Source organism: Collinsella sp. LCP19S3_A6 (assembly GCF_052122015.1).
GTDB lineage: Bacteria > Actinomycetota > Coriobacteriia > Coriobacteriales > Coriobacteriaceae > Collinsella.
In genome coordinates, this window is record NZ_JBQKDD010000001.1 from 1 (window position 1) to 20,732 (window position 20,732).

Sequence of the window (20,732 nt, forward strand, 5' to 3'; positions counted from 1 at the left end):
CTGTACCTTTTTGCGCAACAAAAAAGCCGCTCTAACCTGCGGCTCTTCTTCTATAGACAACAAAAAAGGCGACCGCCCGCGAGGACGATCGCCTTTGTTAATTCTTGTATTGATTGTGCTAGGCGCGAGTCTTGATCTCCTCGGTCACCTTGGCAACAAACTCGTCGACGCTCATCTGAACGGTCTCGTTGGAACGATCGCGGACGGAGATGTTGCCGGCCTCGACCTCCTTCTCACCCAGGATGAGCATGTAGGGCACGCGGTCGATGCTGCGGGCCTCGCGGATCTTGTAGCCGATCTTCTCGTCGCGGTCGTCGCAGACCACGCGAATGCCGGCCTCTTCCAGCTTGGCGCACACCTCGTGGGCATAGTCGCGGCTCTTCTCGGAAACCGGAAGTGCCTTGACCTGCACGGGAGCCAGCCAGGTGGGGAACTTGCCCGCAAAGTGCTCGATCAGAATGCCAATAAAGCGCTCGATGGAGCCAAAGCACACGCGGTGCAGCATGATGGGGCGCTTCTTGGTGCCGTCGGCGTCCACGTACTCCAGGTCAAAGTTGAGCGGCATCTGGAAGTCGAGCTGAACGGTACCGCACTGCCAGGTACGGCCGAGCGAGTCCTCCAGGTGGAAGTCGATCTTGGGGCCGTAGAAGGCGCCGTCGCCCTCGTTGACCTCGTAGTCCATGCCCAGCTTCTCCAGAGCGGTGCGCAGGCCCTCCTCGGCGCGCGCCCAATCCTCGTCCGAACCCATGGAGTCCTCGGGGCGGGTAGAAAGCTCAACGTGGTACTTAAAGCCAAACTTCTGGTACACGGAGTCGATAAGGTTGACCACGCCCACGATCTCGTCGGTCAGCTGGTCGGGACGCACAAACAGGTGGGCGTCGTCCTGGTTAAAGCAGCGCACGCGGAACAGGCCGTGCAGGGCGCCGCGCAGCTCGTGGCGATGCACCAGGCCAATCTCGCCGGCGCGGATGGGCAGCTCGCGATAGGAGTGTGGCTTGGAGGCGTACACCAGCACGCCACCCGGGCAGTTCATGGGCTTAATGCAGTACCCTTCGTCGTCGATGACGGTGGAATACATGTTGTCCTTGTAGTGATCCCAGTGGCCCGAGGTCTTCCACAGCTGCTTGTTCATGATGAGCGGCGTGGAGATCTCCACGTAGCCGGCCTTGTGGTGAATCTCGCGCCAGTAGTCCAGCAGCGTGTTCTTAAGGATCATGCCGTTGGGCAGGAAGAACGGGAAGCCGGGGGCCTCGTCACGCATCATAAAGAGGTCCATCTCGCGGCCGATCTTGCGGTGGTCGCGCTTCTTGGCCTCCTCCAGCATGTGCATATGCTCGTCGAGCTCTTCCTTGGTGGCAAAGGCGACGCCGTTGATGCGGGTGAGCATCTTGTTGTCCTTGTCGCCCTTCCAGTAGGCGCCCGAGACGCCGGTGAGCTTAAAGGCCTTGAGGGCCTTGGTGTAGCAGATGTGGGGGCCGACGCACATGTCGATGTAGTCGCCCTGCTGGTAGAAGGTGATGCGGGCGTCGTCGTCCAGGTCGCCGATGTGCTCGACCTTGTACTTCTCGCCGCGCTCCTCCATAAGGGCGATAGCCTCGGCACGGGGCTTCTCGTACACGGTGAACTTGAGGTTCTCCTTGACGATCTTCTTCATCTCGGCCTCGATCGCGGGGAAATCGTCCTCGCTGATCTTGACGCCCTCGGGCAGGTCGACGTCGTAGTAAAAACCGTTGTCGGTCGCGGGGCCGTAGGCAAAATCGGCCTGGGGGTACAGGCGCTTGATGGCCTGCGCCATGATATGCGCGGCGGAGTGGCGGATGACGTGCGTGACCTCGTCCTGCGGGAGCTCGGCCACCGAACCGTCATTGTAGAGTGCCTTCATGGGTATGTTTTCTCCTCTCGGATGCCTTGTGCAAGTGCTGCTTGGCGCCGTGCGGTGTGCATTGCGCTTGCCGGCGCGTGCGTTTTGACTTGCATCATTATAGGCAGGTTACCTAGGTATACAAGCGCCCGCCGCACCTGAATGGCACGGCGGGCGAATTTCTACGCATGCTTCATCGCGTGGGGCGCGTGCGGAGCGCGCGGCGTTCGCGTGGCGCGCGACGTGCCCGTGACTTGCGGCCGGCCCGGCGATGGATGCGCTACTGGATGCGAGTTCGGCAGTAGGGGCAGACCTTCCAGTGCGCGTCGAGCGGGCGATGGCAGCTGGGGCACACGTTGCGAACCTGGGTGTCGCACACCGGGCAGACGACAAAGTCCTTCTCGATGGGCGCGCCGCACTGCGGGCAGGTGCCGTACTGGGCAAGCTGACGCTCGCGCAGGGCCATGTCCAGCTCCTGCTCCTCGCGGTCGGCCGCGTAGGAGTGCGGGCGCAGGACCAGGTAGGCGATGAGACCCACGAACGGGATGAGGGCGATAATGCCCCATGCCACGTAGGCGCTGGCGCCGCGGCGACGAGCGTCGATGAACACATAGACGACCGACAGCACGTACAGGGCGATGATAAAGCCAACAAAGGCATAGACGACGCCCATAAGCTGCGGCGACATGAGCTCGGAGATGTACTTGGACATTACGGGTACCTTTCGGGGTAGTTACAACTCGAGTTAGTGTAACACGGGGGTAAACGATTTGGCAGGTCGCAGGCATGGGCGGATAGAAACATCTCAATCTGTAACAGGTGAGAGCGGAATCCGGGTCCAGATGTTACAGAATTAGACAAACCGATCTCTCCCAGACTTAAATCTCAATCTGTAACATCTTGGCTCCAGAATCAGTCCCTACTGTTACAGATCAAGATGAACGGTGAGCCCTCCGTTAAATATCTCAATCTGTAACAACTAGGGGCCAGAAACCCTTCTATCTGTTACAGATCAAGACAAAGGAAAATGTCCAATCTCAATATCTCAATCTGTAACAACAACTCGGCAAAAACAGGTCAAACTGTTACAGATTTAGACATTTGAAACCGACTGATGGGTTCATCTAAATCTGTAACATCTAGACCCCAAAACGGTCCCGAGATGTTACAGATCGAGACAGATGACCTCTCCCTGACTTTAAATCTCAATCTGTAACACATAGGACCGATTTTCTACTCTTACTGTTACAAATCAAGACAAACAGAGGGCCCGCCTGGCAAACGTCTCGATCTGTAACATCTGGAACCCAACTCTTCTGCTTACCGTTACAGAACGAGACAAACCTTTGACAACAGGGGTGCCAGACGAGGTCACCGATTGACCTGAGTCTCCCCTCGCCTGCCGTTGGCGGATGCAGCGGTGCTGTTCGCCGCATTGCCGCTACGCGGGGGATGCGCACACCGTAGGATAGCCTTATTGACAGCCTGTCAACTCGTCTTGGAGGCACTGTGACAGACACGTTTGATATCGCGATTGTGGGCGCGGGCATCACCGGATGCGCCATCGCGCGGCAGCTCGCACGCTATGACCTGTCCATCTGCGTGGTCGAGGCGGCCAACGACATTGCCCTGGGCGCGTCGAAGGCCAACGGCGGCCTGGTGCACGCCGGCTACGATCCGGCGCCGGGCACGGTTAAGGCCCAGGTCAACGCCCGCGGCTGCGAGCTATATGGCACGTGGGCCCAGGAGCTGGGCTTTTTGTTTTGCCGCACCGGGTCCATGGTGCTGGGCTTTAGCGACCAAGACCGCGCGCAGCTGGAGCAGCTGCAAAGCAACGGGCTGGCAAACGGCGTACCCGAGTTGGCGATCATCGGGGCCGAGCGCATCCACGAGCTGGAGCCGCGCGCCAGCGCCCAGGCCACGTGCGCGCTGTGGTGTCCCTCGACCGGCTATGTCGATCCGTTTGAGGTCGCCATCGCCGCGATGGAGAACGCCGTAGCCAACGGCGTGACGTTTGTGCGCTCCGCACCGGTGGAGACGATCGAGGTAGCTCCCGGCGTTGGCGACAGGAGCGGTGACGGGACCGCTCGTTTTATGCTGGTGACACCGGCCGGTGATGTGCGCTGCCGCTATTTGATTAACGCGGCGGGCAACGGCGCCGCAGACATCTCGCATATGGCGGGCGCCGAGGAGTTCCAGATGGTCTGGCGCCAGGGTAACATTGTGGTGCTGGACAAGGAGCCGCGCGCGCTCATGCCGCTCTACCCCGTTCCCACGCCGGTTTCCAAGGGCGTCATCGTTACGGGCACCGTCCACGGCAACACGGTGATCACCGCGACGGCCGCTGTGCGCGAGGCGGGCGACACGCAGACCTATGCGGGCGACGTAAACGCGCTGTTGGGCGGCGCGCGCAAGCTGGTGCCCGATCTGGATACGCGCCGCGTGGTGCGAGCGTTTGCCGGCGGGCGTCCGGTCATTAAGGGAACGAACGACTTTTTTATTGGACAGTCCGCCGTGGTGCCGGGGCTGTTCCAGGCGGCGGGCATTCAGTCGCCGGGCGTAGCGAGCGCTCCGGCCATTGCCGAGCGCATGGAGCAGGTGCTGCGCGAGGCGGGTGTGGTGCTGCGCCAACGTGGCGACTGGAACCCCGTCCGCCGCGCGCCGGACGACTTCGACCGTGCGCCGCTTGCGCGCAAGGAAGAGCTGATCGAGTCCGACCCCGCGTGGGGGCAGATTGTCTGCCGCTGCGAGACGGTGCCCGAGGCCGAAATCGTGGCAGCGATCCGACGCCGCCCGGGTGCGGTCTCGGTCGAGGGCGTCAAACGCCGCTGCCGCGCCGGCATGGGTCGGTGCCAGAGCGGCTTTTGCCAAAGCCGCGTGGTGGCGATTCTGGCCCGCGAGCTGGGCTGCGATCCCAGCGAGGTACCGTTGGAAGACGATGGCTCCTGGCTGGTAGAGGGACCGTTGAAGGGGGTGCGCTAGGATGGCGACGAGTATCGATATGGGTGCGGTATCGGGCGTCGAGTGCACTTGCGCAGATGCCGACAGGGCATCAATTGCTGCCGGCGCCGTGCAGACGCAGGCGTTTGACGTAGTCGTTATCGGCGGCGGACCTGCCGGCATGGCGGCCTCACTTGCTGCACACAAGGCCGGAGCGCGCGTGGCCATCGTGGAGCGCGAACAGCACCTGGGCGGCATCCTGCGCCAGTGCATCCACCCGGGCTTTGGCCTCTCACACTTTAAGCAGGAACTGACCGGTCCCGAGTACGCACAGCGCTTTATCGACCAGGTGCGCAAAACCGATATCGCACTGTTCCTGGACAGTATGGTGATTGGGATCGACTCAAGCGAAGACAAAGTCGCAGGCGCGGGCGCAAGTGGCGCGGCGAGCGATGCCTCGGCACACACCGTCACGCTCATGAGCCCCGCCGGCATGTTGCAGCTCACCGGACGCGCCGTCGTCCTTGCCATGGGGTGTCGCGAGCGCACGCGCAGCGAGATCAAGATTCCCGGCAGCCGCCCCGCCGGCGTGTTTACCGCCGGCCTGGCGCAGCGATACATCAACATCGACAACCTCAAGCCCGGCTCGCGCGCCGTCATTTTAGGCTCGGGCGACATTGGGCTCATCATGGCGCGTCGCTGCACGCTCGAGGGGATTTCGGTCGAGGGCGTGTACGAGCTTATGCCATACGCCAACGGCCTGCGCCGCAATGTGAAGAACTGCCTGGACGATTTTGGCATTCCGCTGCACCTGTCCACCACCGTCACACGCGTGATTGGGCACGACCGCGTGGAGGCCGTCGAGGTGAGCCAGGTCGACGAAAATCTGGCGCCCATTCCGGGGACCGAGCGCATCGTTCCGTGCGACACGCTGCTGCTTTCGGTAGGTTTGATTCCCGAGAACGAGCTTTCGGTAGGCGCGGGTGTTGAGCTTGACCCGCGCACGCACGGCGCCGTGGTGGACCAGAGCCTGCAGACGGGCGTGCCAGGCATCTTTGCCTGCGGCAACGTGCTGCACGTGCACGACCTAGCCGATAACGTGACGGCCGAGTCCGAGCGTGCCGGTGCAGCCGCGGCGACGTACGCGCTTGGGACCGGCGCGGATGTCGAGACGGGCGCTGGCTGCCAGCTCACGGTCTCCCCTGCCGGCATCGCCGGCTACGCGCTGCCGGGACGCATTACGGCCGTGGCACTCACCAGGCTCAACTTCCGCGTGCGCCGGCCGGTCGATGCCGCCCGCGTGCGCATTCTGGCGGACGACGAGGAACTGCTTACGGGCAAGGTCCGCGCGTTTAAACCGAGCGTTATGGAAAGCTTCCCGCTGCCGGCAAAGGTGATACAGCGAGCGCTCGACCTGGGTGCCAGCGAGATTATCCTTTCCGTCGAGCCCGTCGAGGAGGCATAGCCATGAGCACAAATGCGATCGAGACGCTACAGTTCAACTGCACCACCTGCCCATCCGAGTGCCTCCTTACGGTGGAAGTGGAGCGCGGGGCCGACGACCGCGTGGCGACGGTGCGCGCCGTGACCGGCAACAGCTGCCCGCGCGGCGATAAGTTCGCACATCAGGAGCTCACCTGCCCCATGCGCGTCCTCACTACCACCGTGGCGGTATCAGGCGGCGACGAGGCGCTGCTGCCCGTCCGCACGGCCGAAGCCATCCCGCTCGAACTCCATGCCCAGACCATGGACCTCATCCGCGGCCTAGTGGTCAAAGCCCCCATCCGCATGGGCGATGTAGTCCTCCCCAACCTCCTAGACACCGGTACCGACCTCATCGCCAGCATGGACATCGACCCGGCCTAAGCAGCTCGTTTGGGACGGTGCTCTTTTAGCTACCCCGCCATCCACCCCGCCCCTCCTCAATTGCGGTGAAATAATTCCCGATTTCCGCCAAAACCCCGGCATCAAGGAACTATTCCACCGCAACTTGCCTTGGGATCGGTATTTAGCTTGTGCCTACTTTAGTGCCATTTCAAAACTATGCCGGATTACGGGGCTGATTCGGAGACCCCCACCCATACCGGCAATTTTCGATTTTTGATAAGCCTTCTACCTGCGGTTTTAATTTCGCGATTTTTCCCATGGTCAAGTAATACAGGTCCAGCCCCGTAATCCGCCATAGTTTTGAAACCAGCCCATTTGGGACGGGACCATATTGACTACTTTTACCTATCAGCTCGCATGTTTGACGCAGCTAAAATAGCCCCGTCCCAAATTGACTACCCTGGCATTGGGGATACCATGGTGGCAACCTAACGAAAGGACGATGTATGGCACATGTCGATGACCAGCGCGTGGCACGCGTGCTCGATGCGCTCGAGGCTCAGCACCCCGGCGCGCAGCTGCTCGTAAACGACCCGTGGTCGATTTATTACCTGACCGGCTTTTATGCCGATATGTTCGAGCGTTTTTGCGGCGTACTGCTCGCACGCGGTAGCGAGCCCGTGATCTTGGTCAACGCGCTGCATCAGCTGCCCGAGTATGACAATGCCCGCGTCGCGTACCACACCGATACCGACGTCGTGGCCGACGCCATCGCTCGCGAGGTTGATCCGACCAAACCGCTCGGCATCGACACCGTCATGCGCTCCGGCTTCTTGATGCCCCTTATGGAGCGCCATGCCGCGAGCGAATTCTTCCTAGGCGATTTTGCCGTGACCGCCGCGCGAACCTACAAAGACGCCGGCGAGCAGGAGCTTATGCGCGTGTCCTCGGCCGCTAACGACGCCGTGATGGCCGACGCGATCGAGCTCGTCCACGAAGGCGTGACAGAGCGCGAGATCGCCGACCAGATGCTTGGCCTGTATCGCAAGCACGATTGCGAGGGCTTTAGCTTTCCGCCCATCGTGAGCTTTGGCGCCAACGCCGGCGACCCGCACCACGAGCCAGACGATACGGTACTCAAGCGTGGCGACGTGGTGCTGTTCGACATTGGCGGGCGTCGCCGCAACTATTGCTCGGACATGACGCGCACGTTCTTTTGGGGCGAGCCGGACGAGGAGACGGCACGCATCTACGACATCGTGCGCCGCGCCAACGAGGCCGCCGAGGCGCTCATCGCCCCGGGCGTGCGTATGTGCGACCTGGACCGTGCCGCGCGCGACGTGATTGAGGACGCGGGTTATGGCAAGTACTTTACGCACCGTCTGGGACACTCGATCGGCCTGCAAGACCACGAGCCGGGCGACGTCTCGCTCGTCAACGAGCAGGTCGTGGAGCCGGGCATGACGTTTTCCATCGAGCCGGGCATCTACCTCCCCGGCCGCACCGGCGTCCGCATCGAGGACCTTGCCCTGGTCACCGAGAGCGGCGTCGAGATCCTCAACGCCTACCCCCACGACCCAGTCCGCCTAGACTAGGCAATGCGGCAAAGGGACAGCCCCTTTGCCGCATCACATGAATGCCGCCACGAAATGGGCCTATCTACTACGTTTAACCCGCATGGGGCGACCATGCGGGTATTTTTTGAAAATTGGCAAGCCTTCTACCTGCGGTTTTGATTTTGCGATTCTCGGCATGGTTGAGGGTAGCCGGTCAAACGTAGTAGATAGGCCCATTTCGTGGCGAGCAGGCAAACTTGCTACCCTGCGGAAGGAATCTAGCGTAGCAGACCGGCAACTTCGCCGGCCAGGGTGATGGTACCTGCTGCTACGAAGGGCTCGCCTGCGGCCTCAAAGGCTGCGAGGGCCTCGGACACGCTGGGGTACACGCCCGCGAGCTTATCGGAGTCCACCAGGGCAGCAAGCTCCTCCGCCGGCAGGGCGCGATCGGAATCGGTCTGTGTGACGACCACGCGCGGGAAGGCCGGGATCAGCACGTCGACGATACCCGCCACGTCCTTGTCTGCCAGCGCGGCGCACAGCAACGTGGGGCGATTCTCTACGCACGGATCGATCTCGTCCAAGGCGCTCACAAAGTTCTCGCAACTCTGGGGGTTATGGCAGGCGTCGATCAGCTTGAGCGGGTCGGTTCCCAACACATCAAAACGGCCCGGCGTGGCACAGCCCATAAGCGAAGCATCAAGCGCCTCGTGGTCGAGCTCGCGACCCAGATACCCCTCGCAGAGCATAATCGCGCACGCGGCATTCTGCGGCTGATACGCCGGCTTAACCATGCTCGACGTATAAATCGCACGCGGCGTGGTGCAGCTAAACTCAACCGTATCGCCCACATGCGCCGGCACCTTGGTCGTGGCGTGGCTCACCACCAGCGGCACCACACCACACTCGCGACAACGGGTGTCCATAACGCGCTGAACGCTCGGCTCATGCGTGCCCTCGCCCAGCACAACCAGGCGTCCGGGCTTAATGACGGCGGCCTTCTCCCCCGCAATCGCCTCGAGCGTATCGCCCAGAATGCGCGTGTGGTCGAGTCCGATGCCCGTGATGGCAACGGCAACGGGATCGGTCGCGCTCGTGGCGTCCCAGCGACCGCCCATGCCGACCTCGAGCACGGCGACATCCACGCGAGCCTCGGCAAACACCACAAGTGCGGCGGCCGTCAGCAGGTCAAAAGGCGTGATGGTATAGGCACGCTCCCCCGCCACCACGCGGCGCGCATTCACTCGATGCCCCGCCTCAACAGCAGCAGAAACGCCACGGGCAAACGCCTCATCGCTCACGACTTGCCCATCGACCTCCATGCGCTCGGGATAGCGAACAAGCTGCGGCGACGTATAAAGCGCAGCCTTGAGCCCCTCGCCGCGAAGGATAGCAGCCGAAAAACGCGTGGTCGAAGTCTTGCCATTGGTACCGGCAACCTGAATGCAATCAAAGTACTCGTCCGGCCGCCCCAGCTCATCGAGCATATCGACAACCGTCTCGAGCAGAGGACCAGCATCCCCAGAAATCCGCCCCGTATCGGCAGCAAGCCCAACAGCCTCATCAAACGAAAGCAACTCAAACGAGAAAGGAACGACATACGACCCAGAACGCTTAGCCATAACCCAAAGTCCCCTCAACATAAAAAGAGGCCCGAATCAACAACGAGCCCTTCCCATTCAAAATATCAGCCAAACACCGCTTTGCAGCAGAATCAAGGCCACAGCCAAGTGGCCTAACCCACCAGTTGCAAACAACCACGTAAACGACCTGGGAGCGGTTTGGGGCTTTGCTCGATACAAGTTCCGCACGAGCCGAAGGCCACTTAATGTGGCCTTCGTGCGAGCAGGACTGTCCGCAGTAGCGAGCAATGCCCCAAACCGCGCCCCCAAGTAAACCTTACGAGAAGTCAGCAACCTGAGCAGTCAGCGCCTCCAGGATCTCCTTGAGCTCAGCTGCACGGTCCCTCTTCTTCTGGACCACCGCGGGCGCGGCCTTGGCCACAAAGCCCTCGTTGGCGAGCGTCTTCTCGCAGCCGGCGAGCTCCTTCTGGGCCGCGGCAATCTCCTTCTCCAGACGTGCCTTCTCGGCCGAAAGGTCAACCTTGCCCTCGAGCACCACAAAGACCTCGACGCCGCTGTCGACCACGGCGATGCTCGCAGCCGGCTTCTCAACATCGGTACCCATGACCAGCGAGGCGGTATTGGCCAGCGGCTCGATGGTCGAGCGCAGGCTCTCGAGCTTCTCGATGTCCTCGGCACCGGCACGCACGACCACGTCGAGCTCGGCCTTGGGGCTCAAGCGATAACGCGAACGCGTGGCGCGGGCGGCAGAAACGACGGTGCGACACAGCTCAAACGCGCGCTCGGCGTCCTCGTCGACATACTTGACGTAGTCGGCGGGCTCGGGCCACTTGGCGATCATGAGCGCCTCGGCGCGGTCCACGTTGCCCTCGGCGTCCAGGTCGAGCACGCTCGCCGGCATGTTGTCCCAGATCTCCTCAGTGACAAACGGCATGAGCGGGTGCATCAGGCGAATAGAGGTATCGAGCACAAAGATCAGGTTTCGCTGCGCCTGGAGACGGCCCTCGCCCTTCAGGCGCGCCTTGGTGACTTCGACGTACCAGTCGCAGACCTCGTTCCAGAAGAACTGCTGAACACCGCGGGCCATGTCGCCAAAGGTGTAGTTCTCGATGCCCTCGGTAACCATCTTGACGGCCTTGGCCAGACGGCTGAACATCCAGGCGTCGGCCGGCGTCTCCACGACGGGCTCGCCGGGCGTGTAGCCCTCCATGTTCATAAGCAGGAAGCGGCTGGCGTTCCAGATCTTGGTCACAAACGACTTGGCCTGCTCGGTACGCGGGCTGTCGATAAGCTTCTTGGTCTTCTTGTCGATGTTCGCGTCGAACTTGACGTCCTGGTTGTTGGTGCAGAGCGTCAGCAGGTTGAATCGCATGGCGTCGGCACCGTACATGCCAATGAGGTCCATGGGGTCAACGCCGTTGCCCTTGGACTTGGACATGCGGCTGCCGTCCTTGGCAAGAATCGTCGGGTAGATGACGACATCCTTAAACGGCACCTCGTCCAGGAAGTACAGCGAGCTCATGACCATGCGGGCGACCCACAGCGCGATGATGTCGCGCGCGGTGACGAGTGCCGTCGTGGGGTGATGTCCCTCGAGCAGCTCCGGCTTTTGGGGCCAGCCCTGCGTGGCGAAAGTCCACAGCTGCGAGCTGAACCAGGTGTCCAGCACGTTCTCGTCCTGATGCACGTGATGACCGCCGCACTTAGGGCACACGTCGGTGTCCTCGGTAAGGGCATCCTCCCAGCCGCAGTCCTCGCAGTAGAACACGGGAATACGGTGGCCCCACCACAGCTGGCGGCTGATGCACCAGTCCTTGAGGTTCTCCATCCAGGTGGTATAGGTCTGCGTCCAACGCGCGGGGTGGAAGGTCACCTTGCCGGAGTTGACGGCATCGAGCGCCGGCCCCTTGAGCTTGTCGACGGCCACAAACCACTGCTCGGACAGCCACGGCTCCAGTGCGGCATCGCAACGGTAGCAGTGCATGACGGAGTGATCGTGATCCTCGACGTGATCGAGCAGGCCGTGCTCCTCAAACCACTTGATGACGGCCTCGCGGCACTCCTCGCGGGTCATGCCGGTAAACTCGCCGTAGCCCTCGACGACCACCGCATGCTCGTCAAAGATGTTGATCTGCGGCAGGTCGTGGGCCTGACCCATGGCGTAGTCGTTGGGGTCGTGGGCCGGGGTGACCTTGACAAAGCCGGAGCCAAAGTTGGCGTCGACATGCCAATCCTCAAAGATGGGGATCTCACGGTCGACGATGGGGAGCTTGACGGTCTTACCCACAAAGGCGGCCTTCTCGGGGTCCTTCGGGGAGACAGCCACGCCCGTGTCGCCGAGCATGGTCTCGGGGCGCGTAGTGGCGACGACGATGTAGTCCTGGCCGTTGACCGGCTCGGTCAACGGGTAGCGCAGGTGCCACAGGTGACCCTTCTCGTCCTTGTACTCGGCCTCGTCGTCCGAGATGGCGGTGGTGCAGTTGGGGCACCAGTTGACGATGCGCTTGCCGCGGTAGATCAGGCCGTCGTGGTACCAGTCGCAGAACACCTTGCGCACGGCCTGGGCGTAGTCCTCGTCCATGGTAAAGCGCTCGTTATCAAAGTCGACGGAGCAGCCCATACGCTTGATCTGCTCGACGATGATGCCACCGTACTCGTGGGTCCAATCCCAGCAGGCGTCGACAAACTTATCGCGGCCGATCTCCAGGCGGCTGATACCCTCGCTCTTGAGCTTCTTGTCGACCTTGGTCTGCGTGGCGATACCGGCGTGGTCGGTACCGAGCACCCAGCGGGTGGACCTGCCGCGCATGCGGGCCATGCGGATGATGGCATCCTGGATGGAGTCGTCGGTGGCGTGACCCATGTGGAGCTTGCCGGTCACGTTGGGAGGCGGAATGGTGACAGTGCAGTCGCCCACGCCCTCACGGCGCTTGTAGTAGCCGCCGTCGAGCCACTTCTGCAGGATCGCCGGCTCGTTGGTCGACGGATCGTAGTTTTTGGGCATCTCTTCCATATATCTCTCCCGTCCCACCGGGGAGGAATGTAGGCCCGCCAGGGTCTGCATTCCTCCCCTTAGGTATCGATTACTTCAGTCTGATACGACTTCGCTGAGGCTTAAACAAACACACAGAATAACACAGGTAGTTGGGGTTATTGCGTATATATAAAATAGCCTCCGACCGCGGGTGGTCGGAGGCTATTCAAATTCACATTTGCGAAACCTACCATTTAGGGACAGGTTTACCCGTAGATGCGCTGGGGCTGTTCGGTGCCCTTTACGGAGGCTTCGGTCACGATGACCTTGGCGACTCCTTCCTCGCTCGGCAGGTCGAACATCGTCTGCTGCAGCACGTCCTCGCAGATGGAGCGCAGGCCGCGGGCGCCGGTCTTGCGGGCAAGCGCCATGCGGGCAATCTCGTGCAGGGCGGCGTCCTCAAACTCAAGTTCAACGTCCTCGAGCTGGAACATCTTGCGGTACTGACGCACAACGGCGTTCTTTGGCTCGGTCAGGATCGATACCAGGTCGTCCTCGTCGAGCGCCTGTGTCTGGGTGACGACGGGCGTACGTCCCACAAACTCGGGGATCATACCAAAGGCGTTGAGGTCCTGCGGGAGCACCTGACGCAGCAGGTCGTTCTCGTCGACCGAGGTGGGGCCGGCGATCTCGGAGTTAAAGCCCACGCCCTTGTTGCCCACGCGATCAGCGATAATCTTGTCCAGACCCACAAAGGCACCGCCGCAGATAAACAAGATATTGGTCGTGTCGATCTGCAGCAGCTCCTGCTGGGGGTGCTTGCGGCCGCCGGTGGGCGGAACGCTTGCCACCGTGCCCTCAAGGATCTTAAGCAGCGCCTGCTGAACGCCCTCGCCCGAAACGTCGCGGGTGATGGAGAGGTTCTCGGCCTTGCGGGCGATCTTGTCGATCTCGTCCACGTAGATGATGCCGACCTGCGCACGCTCGATATCGCCATCGGCAGCATTGATGAGCTTGAGCAGGATGTTCTCCACGTCCTCGCCCACGTAACCGGCCTCGGTGAGTGCGGTGGCGTCAGCGATGGCAAACGGTACCTCGAGGATGCGCGCGAGCGTCTGGGCGAGCAAGGTCTTACCGGTACCGGTGGGACCGAGCAGCAAGATGTTGGACTTGGCGAGCTCCACCTCGTCCATATCGTCGTCGAGCCGCGAACCCGCACCCGAGGCCTCGTCAAAGGCCGAAAGCGCGGCGCCGCCCTCGATCACGCGACGGTAGTGGTTGTACACGGCAACCGACATGGCGCGCTTGGCGTCTTCCTGACCCATGACATAGGCCGAAAGCTCGTCATAGATCTCGTGCGGGGTCGGCACGTGCGTGATGACCTGACGTACGTCGTCCTCGAGCTCAAAGCCCTCGGGCTCGGGATCCATGGCAGGCTGCCCGGCAGCCTGACCGTGGTCGTTGAGGAAGCCCGGCAGCTTGCCGTTGCAGGCGGCATCCATAAAGTCCGAAGCCAGCGACTCCTCCAAGATCTCGGAGCAGGCGGCAACGCACTCGTCACAGATAAAGATGTTGGTAGGGCCCTTTACAAGGCGGCGCACCTGACCCTGCTCTTTTCCGCAGAAGGAGCAGCGGATGGGGTTGCCGTTCTCGTCAAAGTTGTCCTGCATGTTACCGGCCATCCTAGGCGTCCTTCGCGGCAAGATCGCGCGAGGTGACGATACGGTCGATCAGGCCGTAGTCAAGCGCCTCGGCAGCGGTCAGGTAGTTGTCGCGCTCGGTATCGGCCTGGACCTTCTCGATCGGCTGGCCCGAGGCGTCGGACAAGATCTGGTTGAGCTCGCGACGGGTCTTCTTGATCTCCTCGGCCACGATCTCGATCTCGGTCTGCTGACCCTGGGCACCGCCACTGGGCTGGTGAATCATGACCTTGGAGTGCGGCAGGCAGAAGCGCTTGCCCTTGGCGCCGGCCGAAAGCAGCACGGCGGCCATAGACGCGGCCATACCGACGCAAATGGTGGAGACCTGCGGCTTGATAAAGTTCATAGTGTCCAGAATCGCCAGGCCGGAGTAGACCTCGCCACCGGGCGAATTGATGTAGAGCGAGATATCCTTCTCGGCATCCTGGCTCTCAAGATGCAGCAGCTGGGCAACGACCAGGTTGGCGCTGACGGAGTTGATCTCCTCGCCCAAGAAGATGATGCGGTCGTTGAGCAGGCGCGAATAGATATCGTAGCTGCGCTCGCCGCGCGGCGTCTGCTCGATAACGTATGGCACGAGGGCGGAATCGAACTTAGCGATCATACGCATCTCCATTTCTCTCTTGCGGACCAAATTGGTTATAGATAAACGAACGGTGCCCGCATGCTATGCATTGGCTGGCACCGTACGAAGCAACCGAATAACCGGTTTATAACTTTACCCCATCACGGGCGCCTGCATGCGCTCGCGAGAAAGGTGGCGAGAATTACTCGGCGTCCTTGGCGGTCTCGTCGACCTCGGTCACCTTGGCGTTCTCGACCAGGTGGTCGACGGCCTTGGAGCGACGGATGGACTCGCGGACGGCAGGCATGCGTCCATCGGCGATGAACTCGGCCTTGGAAGCCTCGACGTCCTTGACGCCAGCCTTCTCGAACTCGGCGTTGACGTCGTCCTCGGTGACCTCGATCTTGAGCTCACGGGCGAGGGCGTCGAGCGCCAGGGACTCGCGGGCAACGTCGTTGGCCTGCTTGTGCAGGTCGCCGATGAACTGCTCCATGGTCAGGCCGGAAGCGGGCAGCCAGGTGTCCAGCGTCATGCCGCGGGCAGCGAGGTTGGACAGGAAGTTCTGGCCAAGCTCCTCAAAGACAGACTGCTCGTAGTCGGCGTCCATCTCCTCGAGCTGCAGACGCTCGGCGAGAGCGGCGACGCAACGGTTCTCCTTCTCGGCCGGAAGGCGGGAAGCCTTGTCCTGCTCGATCTCGAGCTTGATGGCGTCGCGCATAGCGTCGATGCTGTCGAAGCCAAAGTCGGACTTGACAAGCTCGTCGGTGAGCTCGGGGGTGTTGCGGACCTTGATGCCCTTGACGGTGACCTCGACGGTGTGGGTCTCGGCCTCCTCGCCCTCCTCGACCTCGTCGGTCCAGGTGACGGTCTTGACGTCGTCGACGTTAGCACCGATCAGAGCCTCGTTGAACTCCTTGGGGTTGCTGTCGCTACCGGCAATGAGCATGCGGCCCTCGGCAGCGAAGTTGTCGGCGTTCTCGACGGCCTTGAGGTCGACGGTAACGTAGTCCTCGGCCTCGACGGCACGATCCTCGACGTCCTCGAAGGTGGCACGGTAGTTGAGGAGCATCTCGACCTGGTTGTTGATCTCGGACTCGGTGACCTCCGCGGGAGGCATCTCGATCTCGACGGCGTCGTAGGAGGAGAGCTCGGCGGCAGGACGCAGAGAGAACTCGACGGTGTAGGTGTAGTCCTCGTGATCCTTGGCGAGGTCGAGCTCCTTGTAGTCACCGTTCTTGGTGGGGACGATGTCCAGCTCGTTGAGGACGGCGGGCTCGTTGGCGGCGATCAGATCGTTGGTGGCCTGAGCGAGGGTGGCCTCGGCGCCAAGAGCAGCGTCGATGACCGGACGGGGAGCCTTGCCGGCACGGAAGCCCGGGAAGCGGTACTTCTTGGCGGTGTCCTTGTAGGCCTTCTTGATCGCGGCGTCGACGTCGGCGGCCGGGATGGTGACCGTAGCGGTGAGCTTGGCGTCCTTGACGTCAGAAGCGGTGATGTTCAACACGTTCCTCCTCATACTGCCCAGCTTATCTGAGGTGCTGGTACCTTTATGCAACAAAGTGTCGCGACGGCCGAGGCCGACGCAGGTGCGTTGGTGCGGGCGAAAGGACTCGAACCTTCACGGGAATCCCACCAGAACCTAAATCTGGCGCGTCTACCAATTCCGCCACGCCCGCATGAGCGCACAGACTAGGAATGATAGCAGATACGAACGGCAAGCGCACGCACACCTTTTTAGGCCCACGCCCACCCACCTAGATACAGCGAAACAGGTTAGCTATTTGGGCCGGGGGGTTTTTAAGCACCCCCCAACGGGGGGTTACAAAAAAAAGCCCCGTCCCAAATTAGCTACCCCCATCGGCTATCTCCCGCAGCCCACAATTCGGTTGAAAAGTGGGCTGCGGTTTCCTCGGGCTTGCCAAAGAGCGGCGGCTGCCTCGCCTACTCCCCCAGGAGGGCCTTCTCGGGCGTGATCGGCAGCGAGCGAACCTGGTGGCCGGTGGCGTGCGCCACGGCCGAGGCAACGGCGGCGAGCGGCGTGTTGATGACGACCTCGCCGATCGACTTGGCGCCAAACGGGCCCGTCGGCTCGTAGCTCGGCTCAAAGGCCACGCGAATGCTGCCGATATCCAGGCGCGTGGGCAGCTTGTAGCTCATAAAGTTACCGGTGCGCAGGCGGCCGCGGTCGTCGTGCTCGACAATCTCGTAGAGTGCGTGACCGATGCCCTGGGCAATGCCGCCCTCGGCCTGGACGCGCGCGAGTGCCTCGTTGATCACGGTGCCGCAGTCCACAGCCGCCGCATAGTCCACCACAGTCACCTTGCCGGTGGCCTTGTCGACCTCGACCTCGGCAATGCCGGCCATAAACGGCGGAGGCGAAACGGGCAGGCAGGCAGAAGCATGCGAGGTGAGCGCGTCGCCGCCCGCGATGTTCTTGACGCACAGGTTGGCAAAGTCGCGCAGCGTGAGGTAGCGACCGCACTCGCGAGCGGCGCGCTCGTCAGACAGACGCACGTACTGGCCGTCGAAGACCACGTCGGCGGCGTCCACGTCCCACATCTGGGCGGCCTTGGCGCAGATCTTCTCGCGCAGCTCGGTCGCGGCATTCTTGGCTGCCAGGCCCGTCACGTACGTGCCCGAGCTCGCGTACGAGCCGGCATCGAACGGCGAGACGTCGGTATCCACGCCGCGCACCACGATAAGCGAGCTCTCCACGCCCAGCTCCTCGGCGGCAATCTGCGCCAGGATCGTGTCGACACCCATGCCGTTATCGGTGGCGCCGGTGCCGATGGTAATGAAGCCGTCCTCCTCCAGGCGCATGTCGATGCCGCCGATATCCACGTTGGAGATGCCCGAGCCCTGCATGGTGAGCGCGCAGCCCAGAGCACGCACGCGGTCGCCCAGGTCCACGGCCAGCGGCTTGTCGCGCCAGCCGATCATGTCCATCGCACGCAGCAGGCAGCGGTCGAGCGCGCAGGCGTTGAGCTTCTCGTTGTAGTACTGCGGCATAATCTCGCCCTCGCGCACGATGTTCTTAAGACGCAGGTCGGCGGGATCCATGTGCAGCATGTCGGCGAGCTCGTTGACGGCGCTCTCCACGGCAAACTGGCCCTGGGTGGCGCCGTAGCCGCGATACGCACCGCCGCGGTTGGTGTTGGTGTAGACGGCGTCCCACCTAAAGCGGCTCGCCTTCACGTGGTTGTAGATGGGCAGGCTCTTGTGACCAGAGAGGCCGATCGTCGTGGTGGCATGTTCGCCATACGCGCCGGCGTTGGACAACGTGTGCAGGTCGATGGCCGTGATGGTGCCGTCTTTCATGGCGCCCAGCTTGACGGTCATCTGCATCTGGTGACGCGAGTTGCCCGCAGTGATGGTCTCCTCGCGGGTGTAGCAGCAATAGCTCGGACGGCCAGTCTGCTGCGTCACGAACGCCACGAAGATCTCGCAGCAGCCCGTCTGCTTGGAGCCAAAGCCGCCGCCGATGCGCGGCTTAATAACCTGCACCTGCGACTGCGGAATGTCGAGCGACTGCGCGACCATGCGGCGCACATGAAAGGGCACCTGCGTGGAGGTGGTCACCGAGATGCGGCCGAACGCGTCGGTCGTCGCGAAGGCACGGAAGGTCTCCATGGGCGCGGTCTGCGTGGCCTGGCTGGTGTAAGTGCGCTCAAAGACGATGTCGCTCTGGGCGAAGGCCTCGTCCAGGTCGCCAAAATCGCTGGTACCGCTGCACACCAGGTTGCGAGCAACGTCGCCGCCCTGCGGGAACATAAAGGTCACGTCGCCCTCGGGGTGGACCACGATGTCGTTATCGAGCGCCTGGGTAAAGTCGAGCAGGGGCTCGAGCACCTCGTAGTCGACCTTGATGAGCTTGAGTGCCTTGTCGGCGGCCTCCTCGGTCTCGGCGGCGACGATCGCCACCTCCTCGTTTTGGTAGCGCACCAGGTTCTCGAGGATCAGGCGGTCGTAGGGGCTCGGCTGCGGATAGCTCTGGCCGGCGATGGTAAAGCGGCGCTTGGGCACATCCTCGTAGGTGTAGACGCCCACCACGCCGGGCACCTTCAGGGCGCGCGACGTATCGATGGAGCGGATCTTGGCACGGGCATACGGGCTGCGCTTGAGCTTGACGATAAGGGCGCCGGCGGGCACCAGGTCTCCTGTGTAGACGGGACGCCCCTCGAGCAGGGCCTTCGAGTCCTTCTTGGGCTGCTTATGGGTGATCTGCTTGTACGAGACGCCATCGCAGCTGGTGTCGTTGACCGGAAGCTCGGGCATCTCAAAGCCCACCTGCACGCCGGACTCGTTAAGGAAGCGGACGATGGCGCGCAGCTGGCTCTCGTAGCCGCTGCAACGGCAGAGGTTGCCGGCGAGCTGGCGCGAGAGCTCCTCGCGCGTGGCGACGAGGCTCGGGTCCTCCTTGGCGGCGCGGGCAAGCGCCAGCACGTTCATGATGAGGCCGGGGGCGCAAAAACCGCACTGCTCGGCGCCTTCGGCAGCCATTGCGTGGGCGAGCGCCTCGGACTCGGCCTTGAGGCCCTCGAGTGTGGTGACGGAGCGGCCCTCGACGCGCGCAGCGGGAACCGAGCAGCTCAGCACCGGGTCGCCGTCGAGCCACACCGTGCACAGGCCGCAGTTGGTGGTTTCGCAGGCGCAGCGCACCGACGCGCAGCCCTGCTCGCGCAGCAGCGCAAAGAGCATGGTGTCGGGGGCAATCTGAACCTTGACCTTGCGGCCGTTGAGCGTAAAGGAAAGATCGATGAGTTTGGCAGCCATTAGCGCACCTCGCTAGAATCGACGCCGGGCACGCGGCGGCAGGAATACTCGTCCGTGGCAAACTTAGGCACTTGCACGCCCTCGAGCTCGCAGGCAAGCGAGGCCGAAAGCTCGATGCCGGCGGCGCGGCACACGGCCTGAATCGCCAGCGGCGCCGAGATGCAACGGCGATAGTCGGCCGAGCCCCACAGGTTGGTGCCGTAGCTCAGTGCGCGTACGGACGCGGCCAGGGCGCGCAGCTCGTCCTCGGAAGGCTGCCCGCTCACCAGGCCACATGCCTCGCCCTGCAGCAGGGTCGCGCGCAGCGGGCGGGCGCCCACAGTGACATGCCATCTGTTGTCCCACCAGGCGGCGGTGACGTTTAAGGAGGGGAAGTCGGTCGCGGCCTTGCGCACGGCCTCGTAGCTTGCACGGTAATCGTGCTTAACGACCACGACGCGCTCAATCACGTCGCGCACGTAACCCATATCCACGAACTCGGCGAGCGGCACGCGACCGGCCCCCGTCAGCTCAACGTATGAATCGAGCGCCAAAAAGGCCGAGAGCACGTCCGAGAAACCAAAGCGACCGTAGATGCTGCCGCCCACCGTGGCGGTGTTGCGCAGCTGCACGCCCACGATATCGTGGACGGCGAACTCAAAGACATGGTTGACAAGCGCGTTGAGCTCGGCATGGCGCTCGAGCTGGCGCAGGGTGCACATGGCACCGATGCGAAACTCGGTCTCGGTCTCCTCGATCTGATCGAGTCCGCAGGCCGAAAGGTCAATCGCCGTCGCCACGCGACGCGAACCCAGGCGCATCCAGATGCCGCCGCCCACAATCTTGTTGTTGCGGTTCTTCTGTAAGAGCTCATAGGCTTCGGCCGCGTTTCCAACGCGAACGTAGGTACCGAACTTGAGCACGTTCTCCCCCATCTCTTCACTTGTCCAGTACCTCTAAGTGTACCAAACGAG

Annotated in this window: 13 protein-coding genes and 1 tRNA gene; 4 read left to right on the forward strand and 10 right to left on the reverse strand. The window is 62.4% G+C overall.

What is annotated here, in order from left to right; all coding sequences use genetic code 11:
• Window positions 1-118 precede the first annotated feature (118 nt).
• The gene (gene thrS, locus ACTQVX_RS00005; protein ID WP_441559849.1) at window positions 119-1,882 is read right to left on the reverse strand and encodes a threonine--tRNA ligase; all 1,764 of its coding nucleotides are present in this window, start codon (window positions 1,880-1,882) and stop codon (window positions 119-121) included.
• 259 nt (window positions 1,883-2,141) lie between these two features.
• Window positions 2,142-2,573 (reverse strand): double zinc ribbon domain-containing protein, encoded by a 432-nt coding sequence (locus ACTQVX_RS00010; protein WP_035138069.1) that lies wholly within the window; start codon window positions 2,571-2,573, stop codon window positions 2,142-2,144.
• A 797-nt stretch (window positions 2,574-3,370) separates the two neighbouring features.
• Here ACTQVX_RS00010 and ACTQVX_RS00015 point away from each other — a divergent pair.
• The 4 genes from ACTQVX_RS00015 to ACTQVX_RS00030 all read left to right on the forward strand — a co-directional run bounded on the left by ACTQVX_RS00015 (window position 3,371) and on the right by ACTQVX_RS00030 (window position 8,223).
• A complete protein-coding gene (locus tag ACTQVX_RS00015) occupies window positions 3,371-4,843 on the forward strand; it encodes an NAD(P)/FAD-dependent oxidoreductase (RefSeq protein ID WP_441559851.1) in 1,473 nt (490 codons plus the stop codon).
• Between the two features lies 1 nt (window position 4,844).
• Entirely contained in the window at window positions 4,845-6,266 is a 1,422-nt protein-coding gene (locus ACTQVX_RS00020; protein ID WP_441559853.1) for an NAD(P)/FAD-dependent oxidoreductase, read from the forward strand.
• Between the two features lie 2 nt (window positions 6,267-6,268).
• Window positions 6,269-6,667 (forward strand): DUF1667 domain-containing protein, encoded by a 399-nt coding sequence (locus tag ACTQVX_RS00025; RefSeq protein ID WP_427728710.1) that lies wholly within the window; start codon window positions 6,269-6,271, stop codon window positions 6,665-6,667.
• Window positions 6,668-7,134: 467 nt separating this feature from the next.
• Window positions 7,135-8,223 carry a M24 family metallopeptidase gene (locus tag ACTQVX_RS00030; RefSeq protein WP_427796221.1) on the forward strand — a complete coding sequence of 363 codons (1,089 nt, stop codon included), beginning with the start codon at window positions 7,135-7,137 and terminating at the stop codon, window positions 8,221-8,223.
• A 239-nt stretch (window positions 8,224-8,462) separates the two neighbouring features.
• Here the strand turns inward: ACTQVX_RS00030 and ACTQVX_RS00035 are convergent, their stop codons facing one another.
• The 8 genes from ACTQVX_RS00035 to ACTQVX_RS00070 form a co-directional block, all read right to left on the reverse strand.
• A complete protein-coding gene (locus tag ACTQVX_RS00035) occupies window positions 8,463-9,806 on the reverse strand; it encodes a bifunctional folylpolyglutamate synthase/dihydrofolate synthase (RefSeq protein WP_441559854.1) in 1,344 nt (447 codons plus the stop codon).
• 277 nt (window positions 9,807-10,083) lie between these two features.
• Window positions 10,084-12,780 (reverse strand): valine--tRNA ligase, encoded by a 2,697-nt coding sequence (locus tag ACTQVX_RS00040; protein WP_441559856.1) that lies wholly within the window; start codon window positions 12,778-12,780, stop codon window positions 10,084-10,086.
• Between the two features lie 227 nt (window positions 12,781-13,007).
• Window positions 13,008-14,423: an ATP-dependent Clp protease ATP-binding subunit ClpX gene (gene clpX / locus ACTQVX_RS00045; protein WP_427794736.1), complete on the reverse strand. Its 1,416-nt coding sequence runs from the start codon at window positions 14,421-14,423 to the stop codon at window positions 13,008-13,010.
• Window position 14,424: 1 nt separating this feature from the next.
• Window positions 14,425-15,045: an ATP-dependent Clp protease proteolytic subunit gene (locus ACTQVX_RS00050; RefSeq protein ID WP_022095182.1), complete on the reverse strand. Its 621-nt coding sequence runs from the start codon at window positions 15,043-15,045 to the stop codon at window positions 14,425-14,427.
• Between the two features lie 163 nt (window positions 15,046-15,208).
• Window positions 15,209-16,510, reverse strand: a complete 1,302-nt coding sequence (gene tig, locus ACTQVX_RS00055; protein ID WP_441068066.1) for a trigger factor — start codon at window positions 16,508-16,510, stop codon at window positions 15,209-15,211.
• 88 nt (window positions 16,511-16,598) lie between these two features.
• Window positions 16,599-16,682 (reverse strand) — tRNA-Leu (locus ACTQVX_RS00060).
• 265 nt (window positions 16,683-16,947) lie between these two features.
• Window positions 16,948-19,779, reverse strand: a complete 2,832-nt coding sequence (locus ACTQVX_RS00065; protein WP_441559857.1) for a molybdopterin-dependent oxidoreductase — start codon at window positions 19,777-19,779, stop codon at window positions 16,948-16,950.
• A complete protein-coding gene (locus ACTQVX_RS00070) occupies window positions 19,779-20,681 on the reverse strand; it encodes an FAD binding domain-containing protein (RefSeq protein ID WP_441559859.1) in 903 nt (300 codons plus the stop codon). Before ACTQVX_RS00070 ends, ACTQVX_RS00065 begins: the two co-directional genes overlap by 1 nt.
• Between the last annotated feature and the right edge of the window lie 51 nt (window positions 20,682-20,732).